Source organism: Corynebacterium sp. MSK218, assembly GCF_030232655.1.
GTDB lineage: Bacteria > Actinomycetota > Actinomycetes > Mycobacteriales > Mycobacteriaceae > Corynebacterium.
Map to the genome: position 1 here is coordinate 74,068 of NZ_JASPGN010000008.1, position 11,936 is coordinate 86,003.

10 protein-coding genes are annotated in these 11,936 nt (G+C 64.7%); 8 read left to right on the plus strand and 2 right to left on the minus strand.

Features of this window, described 5'->3' with window-relative positions; all coding sequences use genetic code 11:
- Nucleotides 1-9 precede the first annotated feature (9 nt).
- Nucleotides 10-1,533: an MmpA family trehalose lipid delivery protein gene (locus tag QP922_RS08025; protein ID WP_284808790.1), complete on the plus strand. Its 1,524-nt coding sequence runs from the start codon at nucleotides 10-12 to the stop codon at nucleotides 1,531-1,533.
- On the opposite strand, the gene QP922_RS08030 is transcribed toward QP922_RS08025, so the two are convergent.
- Nucleotides 1,457-2,539: a glycosyltransferase family 4 protein gene (locus QP922_RS08030; RefSeq protein ID WP_284808791.1), complete on the minus strand. Its 1,083-nt coding sequence runs from the start codon at nucleotides 2,537-2,539 to the stop codon at nucleotides 1,457-1,459. The genes QP922_RS08025 and QP922_RS08030 overlap by 77 nt on opposite strands.
- Nucleotides 2,540-2,563: 24 nt before the next feature.
- On the opposite strand from QP922_RS08030, the gene QP922_RS08035 reads away from it, so the two are divergent.
- Complete coding sequence (locus QP922_RS08035; RefSeq protein WP_284808792.1) at nucleotides 2,564-3,322, plus strand: class I SAM-dependent methyltransferase; 759 nt, start codon at nucleotides 2,564-2,566, stop codon at nucleotides 3,320-3,322.
- Nucleotides 3,323-3,376: 54 nt separating this feature from the next.
- Here QP922_RS08035 and QP922_RS08040 read toward each other — a convergent pair whose 3' ends face one another.
- Nucleotides 3,377-5,197 carry a phosphoenolpyruvate carboxykinase (GTP) gene (locus tag QP922_RS08040; protein ID WP_284808793.1) on the minus strand — a complete coding sequence of 607 codons (1,821 nt, stop codon included), beginning with the start codon at nucleotides 5,195-5,197 and terminating at the stop codon, nucleotides 3,377-3,379.
- Between the two features lie 354 nt (nucleotides 5,198-5,551).
- Between QP922_RS08040 and trmB the strand changes: the two genes are divergently transcribed.
- The 6 genes from trmB (at nucleotide 5,552) to QP922_RS08070 (ending at nucleotide 11,850) form a co-directional block, all read left to right on the plus strand.
- Nucleotides 5,552-6,325: a tRNA (guanosine(46)-N7)-methyltransferase TrmB gene (gene trmB, locus QP922_RS08045; RefSeq protein ID WP_284808794.1), complete on the plus strand. Its 774-nt coding sequence runs from the start codon at nucleotides 5,552-5,554 to the stop codon at nucleotides 6,323-6,325.
- Entirely contained in the window at nucleotides 6,325-6,936 is a 612-nt protein-coding gene (locus QP922_RS08050; protein ID WP_284808795.1) for an NYN domain-containing protein, read from the plus strand. The genes trmB and QP922_RS08050 overlap by 1 nt, the downstream gene beginning before the upstream one ends.
- Before the next feature lie 7 nt (nucleotides 6,937-6,943).
- A complete protein-coding gene (locus QP922_RS08055) occupies nucleotides 6,944-9,301 on the plus strand; it encodes an MMPL family transporter (RefSeq protein WP_284808796.1) in 2,358 nt (785 codons plus the stop codon).
- A complete protein-coding gene (locus tag QP922_RS08060) occupies nucleotides 9,298-10,308 on the plus strand; it encodes a lysylphosphatidylglycerol synthase transmembrane domain-containing protein (RefSeq protein WP_284808797.1) in 1,011 nt (336 codons plus the stop codon). The genes QP922_RS08055 and QP922_RS08060 overlap by 4 nt, the downstream gene beginning before the upstream one ends.
- Nucleotides 10,309-10,656, plus strand: a complete 348-nt coding sequence (locus QP922_RS08065; protein WP_284808798.1) for a DUF3054 domain-containing protein — start codon at nucleotides 10,309-10,311, stop codon at nucleotides 10,654-10,656.
- A 180-nt stretch (nucleotides 10,657-10,836) separates the two neighbouring features.
- Nucleotides 10,837-11,850, plus strand: coding sequence for an HNH endonuclease signature motif containing protein (locus tag QP922_RS08070; protein WP_284808799.1), 1,014 nt, complete (start codon nucleotides 10,837-10,839; stop codon nucleotides 11,848-11,850).
- Nucleotides 11,851-11,936 lie beyond the last annotated feature (86 nt).

The following is an 11,936-nucleotide window of genomic DNA, read 5'->3' on the forward strand; positions in this document are numbered from 1 at the left end:
GCGTCTGCTGTGTCCTCCTCGCAGCGATCTGCTCTTCCGGCCTCTAGTTTCCGGGCAGCGAAGTGGGCCCTTGGGCTCTGGGGTGGGGTGCTCGTGCTGGCGGTGTGCTGGCCTTTTCTGCTGCCGGGTGAGTTCCTGTGGCGCGATATGGTCCTGCTTGACCGGCCCGCTTTGAGCGCCTCGGCCTTCGGCGCCGGCGACCTGCCTGCGCGCAATGCCCCGCAAGATGGCGTGCTCGCTCTTTTCGGCGGTGCGTGGTTGGCGCGGGTTTTCATCCTTGCTGCTGCGAGTGTCTCGGCGTGGGTAGCGTGCCGGTGGGCGCGCACGTCTGGCCCGTGGGCAGCAGCCGCGGCGATGGCGTGCGCGGTGGCCAATCCTTTCGTCATTGAGCGCCTCCTGCAGGGCCAATGGTCCCTGGTCGTAGCCGCATGGTTAGCGCCCGTGATCGCGTGGGGTTGTCTGCAGGGTCGCCCTCGGCTGGCGTGGCTGGCGCTGTGGGCCGCGTCCTTGACGCCCACCGGCGGGCTCTTCGGGGGGCTCATCGCGGTTGTCTGTGAGCGCGAAGGGCGAAGAAGGTGGCTCTTTGCGGGCGGCTCGGTGTTGCTGTGGCTACCGTGGTTGGTTCCCAGTCTCGCGGCCGGACTTCCGGCCGCGCCCATGGCCCCCGGCGCCCACGGCGACCCCGCCGCCCAAGCCGCGGCCTTTGCCCCACGCGCGGAGGCCTACGTAGGCACGGTCGGCTCGCTACTCGGCTTCGGTGGCATCTGGAATGCCGCGGCGGTACCGGCCTCCCGCGAGCAGGGCTTCGCCTTGGCCGGGGTCCTGGTCGCCGCCTTGGCCATCCTGGGTGCTGCCCGCCTGCCCCGGCGCGAGCTGCGTCCACTGGCGATCTTGGCGGTTGCCGGCATGGGCCTAGCCATTCTCGGAGCACTGGCGCCGAACCTTACTGCCTTCGCCGTGGATCACATCCCCGGCGCCGGCCTGCTGCGCGATTCCTCCAAGCTCACCTTGCTTGCCCTGCCACTGGCCGTGGCGGGCATCGCGTCTCTGCGCCAGCTTCCGGCCGCGCTCGCGCTGTGCGCCTGCCTGCTCCAAGCACCCGATGCGCCGCGGGAGCTCGCCGTGTTGAAGCCGCGCGAAATGAGCATCGACCGCCAGCTCGTCGAAGAGCTCGACGGGCGCCTGACCTTCTTCGCCGACCGCCCAGCCATGGTGCCAGTCGACGGCGGCATTGCCCTCGACCCCTACTCCAAGGCCGCGAACAAGCTCGACTCCGGCGAACTCACCGTCGACGGCGTGACCGTGGATAAACCGTCGCCGCGCTACCTCGCGGCCGCCGAAGCTTGGACCACGCGCGACCTCGACCGGCTCGAGGAGCTCGGCGTGGGCGCAGTCGTCGAGGACGGCCGCATCGTTGCCACCACGAACGCCCAACCGGCACCCGTACCGTGGGCGCTTAGCGCCGCCTGGTGCGCACTTCCGCTTCTAGTAGTTCTTCGAAACGCGCGCCGGTCTTCTCCCAGGAAAAAGTAGCGGCCAATTCGCGGGCAGAGGAGCCGAGGCGGGTGCGGAGGAGGGGGTCGTCGACAAGCATGCGCACCGCTGAGGCGAACTCGGAATCGTGGTGCACCAGCACGCCCGTCTTGCCGTCGATAACGCTATCTTGCAGGCCGAATGCATAACCCACCGTGGGAACCCCATGTTGGGCCGCCTCCATGACTGCCAACCCCCAGCCTTCCTTGCGTGACGGCATGAGGTGAACGTCGGCCCGTGCGAGCAGCGCATGTTTATAGTCCTCCGTCACCTGACCACGGAAACGCACGCGCTCCTCCACCCCGTGGGCGCGCGCATACTCGCGCAGGTGAGATTCCCACCAGCCGGAACCGATGACGTCGAGAAGCGCGCCCGGAATCCTGGCCACGGTGTCCATGGCGTGCTCAATCTGCTTGTGCGGCACCAGGCGCGACAGCGTCACCAGGTGGATATCGGCCTCGCGCTCCAAGGTGGGCACGTGCTCCGGCAGGGGGTCCACGCCGTTCTCAATGATGTGCGCGTCACGAATGCCCAGCTTCTCCAGGTCACGCTTCGAAGCCTCCGAGACCGTCACCCACGTGTTCTCACGATAGAGCCTTGGCACCACGCGGGATTCCAGGAACCAGCCCAGCCGCGCCAAGACGGGCCCGGCTACCGGCCACTGCTCGCGGTGGCAATGGTGCGTCAGGATCACCACGGGCGCGCGGGTAGCCAGGCGCGCGAAGAAGGGGATGCCGTTGTGGGTATCCACCACCACGTCAGCGCCGCGCGCGCCGAACAGCATCCACAACAGCGCGCGCGGATACACGCTGAACTTGGCCCCGGCGCGCGAATAGAGCACGCCGTTGCGGCGCTCGCGCTTAGCGGCGTTCATGTGGCGCGCGGTGCGGTACACCACCTCATGGCCCTGGGCAGCGAGGTATTCGCCGACGCGCTCGAGATAGCGCTCGGAGCCGCCGCCTTGCGGGTGGGTAGAATCGCGCCAGCACAAAAGAAGGATTTTCATGTCGAGGAACTAGCCTAGTGGGTTATGAAACGCACCCGTAGCTTGGCCACCCTGCGCCGCTCCTGGCGGCTGCTGCGCTCCTTCCGCTTCGAGCAGTCAGCGCCCGCGGTCTTTTACGGCGGCTTAGCCCAGGACACCGCTGCGCTTATCGACGCCCTTACCCGCGACCACTCCCTCTCCCTCACCGGCGCGCGCGTGCTCGACGTCGGGGGCGGGCCCGGCTATTTCGCTTCGGCCTTTGCCCAGCGCGGGGCCAGCTATGTGGGGCTAGAGCCGGACGTGGGCGAGATGGCCGCCGCCGGTATCTCAGTGGCTCAGGCTGTGCGCGGCGATGGCACGTGTTTGCCCTTTGCGGATGACACCTTCGACATCACGTATTCCTCCAACGTGGCCGAGCACATCCCCAACCCGTGGGATATGGGTGAGGAAATGCTGCGCGTAACCAAGCCCGGCGGGCTGGTGGTCTTGAGCTACACGGTGTGGCTGGGACCCTTCGGCGGGCACGAGACCGGCCTGTGGGAGCACTACGTGGGCGGCGCTTTTGCCCGCGACCGCTATACCCGCCGCCACGGCCACCCGCCGAAGAACGTCTTCGGTACCTCGCTCTTTGCGCTCTCCGCTCGTGAGGGCCTGGACTGGGCGCGACGCATATCGTCGCGTGATGCGACGCTGCTCGTCGCCGCTTTCCCGCGCTACCACCCGTGGTGGGCCTGGTGGGTAGCAAAGGTGCCGGTGCTGCGCGAGTTCCTGACCTCCAACCTGGTCCTCGTCCTGCGCGCTTAACCCCCGTAAAACGCCGAATGCTCCCCCGCAGGGGAGCATTCTTAACAGTAAAGGTTAGGAGGCAGCCTCAACGCGCTCCTTGAGCGCCTTGAACTGATCCCACACCTCAGACGGCACGCGGGAGCCCAAGAAGTGCAGGTACTCCTTGTTGTCTTCCATGTCGCCAGCCCAGTCCTCCGGGTTGACGGCAAGGGCCTCGCGGACGTCCTCGATGTCGAAGTCCAGGCCGGTGAGGTCGATATCCTCTGGGCGGGCGGTGTGGCCCACGACGGTCTCAACGGCGTCGACATTGCCCTCGATGCGGTCCACAATCCACTTGAGAACGCGGGAGTTCTCGCCGAAGCCCGGCCACAGGAAGCGGCGGTCCTCGCCACGGCGGAACCAGTTGACCAGGAAGATGGCCGGCATACGGTCGCCGCCCTTTTCACCCATGTCAATCCAGTGCTGCAGGTAGTCACCGGCGTTGTAGCCCATGAACGGCAGCATGGCCATCGGGTCATGGCGCAGAGCGCCGACCTTGCCCTCAGCGGCAGCGGTCTGGCCAGAGGACAGCAGGGCGCCGATCATGGTGCCGTGGTTCCAGTCGAAGGCCTGGGTCACCAGCGGGACGGTGTCTGCGCGGCGGCCGCCGAAGAGGATGGCATCAATCTTGACGCCCTTCCAATCATCGAATTCCGGCGCAGCGGACGGGCACTGCGTAATCGGCACGCAGTAGCGGGAGTTCGGGTGCGCAGCCTTGGTGGTCGAAGCCGGAGTCCAGTCGTTACCGTGCCAATCGATGAGGTGCTCTGGGGCCTCGCCCATTTCCTCCCACCAGACATCGCCGTCGTCGGTCAGCGCGACGTTGGTGAACAGGGTGTTGCCCGGCTCCATCGTCTTCATGGCAATCGGGTTGGAGTCGTAGTTGGTACCCGGTGCCACACCGAAGAAGCCGTTCTCCGGGTTGACGGCGTACAGGCCATCCTCGCGCAGTTTCATCCAGGCGATGTCATCGCCCACAACCTCAGCCTTCCAACCGGGGATGGTCGGGGTAATCATGGCCAGGTTGGTCTTACCGCAGGCGGACGGGAAGGCGGCTGCGATGTGGTAGTTCTTGCCCTCCGGGTTGGTGAGCTTGAGGATGAGCATGTGCTCTGCCATCCAACCCTCTTCCTTCGCCATGACGGAAGCGATGCGCAGCGCGTAGCACTTCTTGGCCAGGATGGCATTTCCGCCGTAGCCGGAGCCGTAGGACCAAATCTCCTTGGTCGCCGGGAACTGCGTGATGTACTTCTTCTCGTTGCACGGCCACGCGACGTCCTCCTGGCCCGGCTCCAGCGGAGCACCGACGGAGTGCAGAGCGTGGACAAAGTCGCCATTCTCACCAATCTTGTCCAGAGCCTGCTGGCCCATGCGGGTCATGATGCGCATGGACAGCACGACATAAGCGGAGTCAGTAAGCTGCACGCCGAGTTTGGGGTCCGGGTCACTAATAGGGCCCATGCAGAAAGGCACGACATACATGGTGCGGCCCTTCATGGAACCACGGAAGGCCTCGGTCATCTCTTCCTTCATGGCTGCCGGCGGGGCCCAGTTGTTGGTCGGGCCGGCATCCTCAGCCGTCTCGGTGCAGATGAAGGTACGGGACTCCACGCGGGCAACGTCCGAAGGGTTGGAGCGCGCCAGGTAGGAGTTGGGGCGCTTCTCTTCATTGAGCTTGATGAGGGTGCCCTTCTCTACCAGCTCAGCAGCGAGGCGATCGGCCTCCTCCTGGGAGCCGTCAACGAACACGACCTCTTCCGGCTGGAAGAGCTCGACGCTCTCGCTAATCCACGAAATGAGCTTCTCATTCTTCGTGGGCAAGTCACCTACAAGGCCTGGAATAGTTGCGGTCATTTCATATTCTCCTGTGTTCGGTGGGCCAGGGCACTTTTCAGCGTCCATGGGGAATTTCTCCGCCATCGACGTCTCACCTTCCAGAGTACGGACACTGGTGATACCAAGATCTGTAATGAGGGCCACCCTGGTTATATCCACCCAGCTCATACCGACTATCCCAAGGGTATAGGACTGTGAAATACAGCACCCAGGAGAGGATCTCACCCCTGCACGGGGGTGAAGAATCCCCTATCCGCACGTACCGTACGGCCGTACTCTTACCCCCGACTCGCCCGATCGGGCGCGACCGGGACCTCCTGCACGGCGCGGCACGTTGCCCCTCACCCCTGCTTAAGGGAACAATGTCAACTGATGAATAGCGCAGACTCTTCCCAGAATCCCGCCGCGCAGATGCCTCACGGCCGCGGCCTCCAGACGGATTTCAACGCCGAGTTCAACAATGATTTGGACTACCCACGCCTCGGCAACGTGACCTTCCGTCGCGGCACCCTCACCGACAACCAGAACGCCCTCTTTGAGGAGCACTGGCCACGGTTGGGACGCCTGCTTGCCGACGAACCCCTCGACATCCCCGCCTGGTTCGGCCGCGAGGGGGCGAAGACCATCGTCGAGATCGGCTCCGGCACCGGTACCTCAACCGCAGCCATGGCGCCACTCGAGCAGGACACCAACATCATCGCCGTCGAGCTCTACAAGCCAGGCCTGGCCAAGCTGCTGGGCTCGATCGTCCGCAACGACATTGAGAACATCCGCATGGTCCGCGGCGATGGCATCGAGGTGCTCATGCGCATGATTGCGCCGGAGTCTTTGGACGGTATCCGTATCTTCTTCCCCGACCCGTGGCCCAAGGCCCGCCACCATAAGCGCCGCATTATCCAATCCGGCACGCTCAACCTTTTTGCCTCCCGCCTGAAACCCGGCGGCGTGCTCCACGTGGCCACCGACCACGCCGGCTACGCCGAGTGGATTAACGAGCTCGTCGAGGTCGAGCCCTCCCTGGATTACAAGGGCTGGCCCTGGCCGGAGTGCCCCATCCTGACGGACCGCCAGGTCATCACCAAGTTTGAGGGCAAAGGCTTGGATAAAGAACACGTCATCACCGAGTACCTGTGGGAGAAGAAATAATGGCCGGAACTTATCTCCTGGTGTGGGATGCGCCGAACATGGATATGGGGCTCGGCGCCATCCTTGGTGGGCGGCCCACCGCGGCTTACCGCCCGCGCTTTGATGCGATTGGGCGCTGGCTCGTGGAGCTCGCCGACGACAACGACGCCACCCCCGAGGCCGCTGTGTTTACCAACGTCAGCCCCGGCGGCGCCGATGTTATCCGCCCGTGGGTAGAAGCCATCCGCAATGTTGGCTTTGCCGTCTTTGCCAAGCCCAAGCTCTCCGAGGATGATGATGTCGACCCCGACATGATCGAGCACATCAAGGCCAACCGCGAGAACCTCTCCGGTGTCATCGTGGCCTCGGCCGACGGCCAGAACTTCCAGCACCTGCTGGAACAGCTCTCTGCTTCCGGCCTGCCCACGTGCGTCCTCGGCTTCCACGAGCACACCTCCTGGGCGCTGACCCACCCCGATATCGAGTTCGTCGACCTCGAAGACATCGAGGGCGTCTTCCGCGAACCGCTGCCGCGCGTGAACCTGGACAACCTGCCTCCAGGCGGCGCCTGGCTGCAGCCTTTCCGCCCGCTGTCCGCACTGCTGCCGGACCGCGCGCCCGAGCACAATTAGGAGCCGCATGTTTTATTCTTGGGGCCGTTTTTCCTATGCCCACCGCAAGGTCATTCCGCTTATTATCGTCGGGCTCATCCTCGGCCTCTTCTTCGGCTTCGGCACCCGCCTGGGTGACCGGATGAGTCAGGAGGGCTGGGAGGACCCGGGGGCGGCGTCGACAAGCGCTGCACAGATCGAACTGGAGACCTTCGGCCGTGACAATTCCGGCGACGTCATCCTGCTTTTCGACGACCCCGAAACCCACGCCGCCGAGGCCAAGGCCTTCCTGGATGACCTCAAGGCTCAGCATCCGGAACAGATTGACTCCGTCACCAGCTACTTTGATAAGCGCAACCCAAACCTCATCACGCAGGACCACTCCACGGCCTTCGCCGCCATCGGGCTGAAAGGCGACGGCGAGCAAACGCTCAAGGACTTCCGCGCCATCGAGGATTCGCTCCACGCAAGCGACCTGCCCGTGCAGGTCGCGGGCGCCACCGCCGTAGCCGACGCCCTCGATGAAGGCATGGCCAAGGACATCTCCCGCGCGGAAAAGGCTGCCCTGCCGCTCGTCGGGCTGCTGCTACTCGTGGTTTTCGGCTCCGTCGTCGCGGCTTTCATGCCGCTCGTCGTGGGTGGCCTGTCCATCCTGGGCTCTCTGGGCATCCTCTCCATCTTGGCTGGCTTCCAGCAGGTCAACGTGTTTGCGCAGGCCGTGGTCACGCTGCTGGGCTTGGGTCTGGCCATCGACTACGGCCTGTTCATGGTGTCGCGCTTCCGCGAGGAGCTGGACAAGGGACGCGATACACAAGAGGCCGTAGCGATCACCACCGCCACCGCGGGCCAGACGGTGGTCTTTTCCGCCGCCATGGTGGCCGTGTCCCTCTCCGGGCTCTTCCTCTTCCCGCAGGCCTTCCTCAAGTCCGTGGCCTATGGCTCCATCTCCGCCGTGGGCCTGGCCGCGCTGCTCTCCGTCATGGTGCTGCCGTCGCTCTTTGGCATGCTGGGTCACAACATCGATAAGTGGACCGTGCGCAAGACCTCGCGCCGCGGGCGCCGCATCGAAGACACGTGGTGGTACCGGATGCCGCGCTGGGCCATGGGCCGTGCGGGGCTCATGACCACCGCCATCTGCGCGCTACTCATCGCGCTGACACTGCCGGTGCTGGGCGTGAAATTCGGCGGCATCAACGAGACCTACCTGCCGCCCAACCAGGACGCGCGCGTGGCGCAGGACCAGTTCAACGAACAGTTCCCCTCCTTCCGTACCGAGCCGGTCAAGCTCGTGGTGAAGAATGCGACGAATGAGCAGCTTGTCGACGTCGTCATGCAAGCCCGCTCCATCCAGGGCCTTACCGAGCCGATGGGCCCGAAGACCGCGACTGTCGACGGCACCACCGTCCTCGGCGCCGGCATCCAGGACCGTGAGGACTACGCACGCATCGTCCACGAGCTCGAGGACATCGAGGCGCCGGAGGGCGTGGAGCTCTACGTCGGCGGCACCCCGGCCATGGAGGTCGAGTCCCTCGATGCGCTCTTCGATACCCTGCCCTGGATGGCCCTCTACGTGGTGCTGGCCACCTTCCTTCTCATGGCGCTGGTCTTTGGCTCGTTCATCCTGCCGCTCAAGGCCATCATCATGACGCTGTTGTCGCTGGGGGCCACGCTGGGCATTTTGACGCTCATGTTCGTCGATGGCCTCGGCGCCGGCCTGCTCAACTTCACCGCTGGCCCGCTGATGAGCCCGATTCTGGTGCTCATCATCGCCATCGTCTTTGGCTTGTCCACGGACTACGAGGTCTTCTTGGTCTCGCGCATGGTGGAAGCCCGCCGCCGGGGTGCGTCCACCGATGAGGCCATCGCTGCTGGCACCGCGCACACCGGCGGCATCATTACGGCCGCGGCGCTCATCATGATTGTGGTGGCGGGGGCTTTCGGCTTCTCCGACATCGTGATGATGAAGTACATCGCCTTCGGCATGATTTTCGCCCTGCTTATCGACGCCACCATCGTCCGCATGCTCCTCGTCCCCGCCGTCATGCACCTGCTGCGCGAGGACAACTGGTGGGCCCCACGCTTCCTCACCCGCCTGACCCACCGTCTCGGCGGCGACAACGCTCCAGCTGCCGAGCCGGCCCTAGCCACCGCATCCGCTGCCGCGCCGACGCCCACCGCCCCAGCGCTGAGCGACGCAGAGGGAGCGCCTGCCGAGCAGGCAGAGCCGCACCCCTCCCCTGCGATTCCGGCTGAACAGGTTGAGGAGGCGTCGGCAAGCGAGGCGAACGAAGCCGCCGTACGCGGGGACCGCAGCGCCGACACTGACGCGGAGCTCATCCCCTTCTCCGAGCTGGTCAAGCGCCTCAATTCCACGGATGGTCGATGAATAAGAAGTGGCTCACCTGGATAATTTCCCTGATTATCCTAGCGGCGCTGGCGTGGTTCTTCCGCGACCAGCTCGACTTCATCACCGAAGGCCTACGCCGCCTGCGCCACGCCGAGCCGCTGCCGGTGGTGCTCGTCGTGGTGTTTGCGCTGCTCTCCATCGCGGGCATGGCCGAGGTGATGAAGCGGCTTATCGCCGCCGGCGGCGTCAACGTCCCGCTGCGCGAAACCTACGCCATCACGCTGGCCTCCAACGCGTGGTCCACGACCCTGCCAGCGGGCCCCGCCTTTTCGGCCCTGCTCACCTTCCAGGTGCAACGCCGCTGGGGCGCGTCGGTGGCGCTGTGCAGCTACTTCCTCTTTTTATCCTCGATCATTAGCTCGATGTTCCTCGCGCTCATTGGGCTCGGCGGGGTGTTTTTCCTCAACGCCGACATGGCCCTGGGATCTCTTATCACCACGGTCATCCTGATGCTTGCCGCACTCGGCGGGATCTTTTGGCTGACCTCGCACCCGGAGACCCTCGAGGGCTGGCTGCGCAAGCTGCGGCCCGGGCCTAAGCGGGACCGTGCAATCCAGGAGGTGCGCAACCTGGGAGAGGTCCACCTGTCGCGCGGCCCCTTTGCCGTGGTTGCCGGGGCATCGCTGGTCCACCGTTTGGCAGATATGGCCGCGCTGTGGGCCTCCGTGTGGGCAGTGACTGGGGAAATCCCGTGGCTGCGTGCGGGCGCTGATGACACCACCATTGCTGGCGTGGCCTTGGCTTTCCTCGCCGCGAAGCTGGCCGGTTCCGCGCAGGTCACCCCGGGCGGTGTGGGCACGGTTGAGGCCGCCCTCATCACCCCGCTGGTGGCGACAGGATTGACCGTAGTGCACGCCACCTCCGCGGCCATCATCTACCGGCTTATTTCTTTTGCGCTCATCACTATCATTGGATGGGTCATCTACTTCGCCCACTACGCCCGCGATGGCTTTTCTTACGCGGCGTTGAATCGGAAGGAATCCTAAATGCGCGTTGCCCCGCTTATCGACGTCCTCGCCCTCGCCCTCTTCGCCGTCCTCGCCCGCCTGGCGCATGGTGGCCTGAGCTTTAGCTCCTGGCTTGATGCCTTCTGGCCGTGGACCGTGGGCGCGCTCGTGGGCTGGGTCATCATCATGGCGACGAAGCTGGGCGGCCTGTGGAAGCAGGGCGTCGTCGTGTGGCTGAGCGCCATCATTGGCGGCATGGCGTTGTGGATGCTGGTCAACGGCCGCCTGCCGCACTGGTCCTTCCTCATCGTGGCCACGGTGATGTCGGCGCTGCTGCTCTTTGGCTGGCGCGCCATCGCTGCTTTTACCTCCCGCTCCCGCGCTTAGTATCCGGCTTCGCCATTTCCTCTAGCCTGTTTTCTTCCCATCACAAGACGCGCTCACGTGTTAGGGAGGCACCCTCCAGCCAGGCTTGCCACGCTTACAACCAACCATAGTCACCCCCTTTGAGCTAGGAGTTTGCCGTTCCAGTTGCGGGGTAGGTGGAGCGGGTTTAGTGTATGTGCCATGAAGTTGGGGGACTTACTCGGGGTACTCGCTCGCGGCATGCACGTCGTTTCCTTGTGCGCGGGCCACACGCTCGATGAGATGATCGCACTCGGCGCGACTCCTCGGGTAGCACGGCAATTGGATGCGCTGCGCCGCGTCTACTTTGGACAGACTGCCTACACCGCCAAGCAGCGCCGCGCGCGGGAGACTAACCATGCGCTCGATACGCTGCTCACCATCGAGCGCCACGTCGCGCGCGTGAAAGATTCCCGCAAAGCCTGGGACCTGCGGGTGGAATTGTGCGAAACACCAGTGGGAAAGATTGCGGGTGTGGCGAAGCGCCGGCTTGCCGAGCTCACCCCGAAGCCCAGCCCTGGTGTCCGTGTGCGCCGCAGCGCTACCGGTCTGCACAGCATCACAATTACGGACCGTCCACGAGCAATCGCGGACATGGTAGGCACGCTTCGGGCGACGAACGACGACCTGCTCAAAGCCGCCCACGAGGTCTTTAAGGGCAGCGGTGCGCCCGCGCCGGCGCTGCATGCCCATGTCATCGTGCGCCTCGACGAGCTGGACAAAATTGCGCGCGGCGAAGGCGATGACATCGTCCTGCAGGCCACCGACGGCGGCACGATGACCGGCGCGGAGTTCGTGCGCACGAAGTTTGCCGAGCGCGGCTTCGTTACCCTCATCCACCCCACCCAGGGCCCGGTAAATCTCTACGACACGAGCCGCTTCGCTAACGACAAGATGCGGCTCATGTTGGGCGCGGAGCATCCGACGTGCGCGTGGTTTGGTTGTAATAAACCCGTCACGGAATGCCAGATGCACCACATACAACGCTGGCAGGATGGCGGTCCTACCAACATCGCCAATCTGGTGCCTTTATGCCAGTACCACAACGCCATTAATGACGACGATCCCACTCGCCCCACCGGCCGGGGTCGGGTCGACCGCATCAACGGCAGAGTCCATTGGTTGCCGCCCGGTGGCGGTCCTCCAGTTCCTAGTCCCAGTCCTGCTTGGCCGTAAAGCACGGATCGAAAAAGCCCCTCCATTAGGAGGGGCTACAGGCGCTGGCTTACTTCGAGCTCAGGGAAGAGCCGGAGACGGTAACA

Bases quoted from the DNA above. Each gene is read 5' to 3' on its own strand.
- QP922_RS08070 (WP_284808799.1), top strand. From the start codon at position 10,837: ATGAAGTTGGGGGACTTACTCGGGGTACTCGCTCGCGGCATGCACGTC.
- QP922_RS08055 (WP_284808796.1), top strand. From the start codon at position 6,944: ATGTTTTATTCTTGGGGCCGTTTTTCCTATGCCCACCGCAAGGTCATT.
- QP922_RS08035 (WP_284808792.1), top strand. From the start codon at position 2,564: ATGAAACGCACCCGTAGCTTGGCCACCCTGCGCCGCTCCTGGCGGCTG.
- QP922_RS08040 (WP_284808793.1), bottom strand. From the start codon at position 5,197: ATGACCGCAACTATTCCAGGCCTTGTAGGTGACTTGCCCACGAAGAAT.
- QP922_RS08050 (WP_284808795.1), top strand. From the start codon at position 6,325: ATGGCCGGAACTTATCTCCTGGTGTGGGATGCGCCGAACATGGATATG.
- trmB (WP_284808794.1), top strand. From the start codon at position 5,552: ATGAATAGCGCAGACTCTTCCCAGAATCCCGCCGCGCAGATGCCTCAC.
- QP922_RS08065 (WP_284808798.1), top strand. From the start codon at position 10,309: ATGCGCGTTGCCCCGCTTATCGACGTCCTCGCCCTCGCCCTCTTCGCC.
- QP922_RS08030 (WP_284808791.1), bottom strand. From the start codon at position 2,539: ATGAAAATCCTTCTTTTGTGCTGGCGCGATTCTACCCACCCGCAAGGC.
- QP922_RS08060 (WP_284808797.1), top strand. From the start codon at position 9,298: ATGAATAAGAAGTGGCTCACCTGGATAATTTCCCTGATTATCCTAGCG.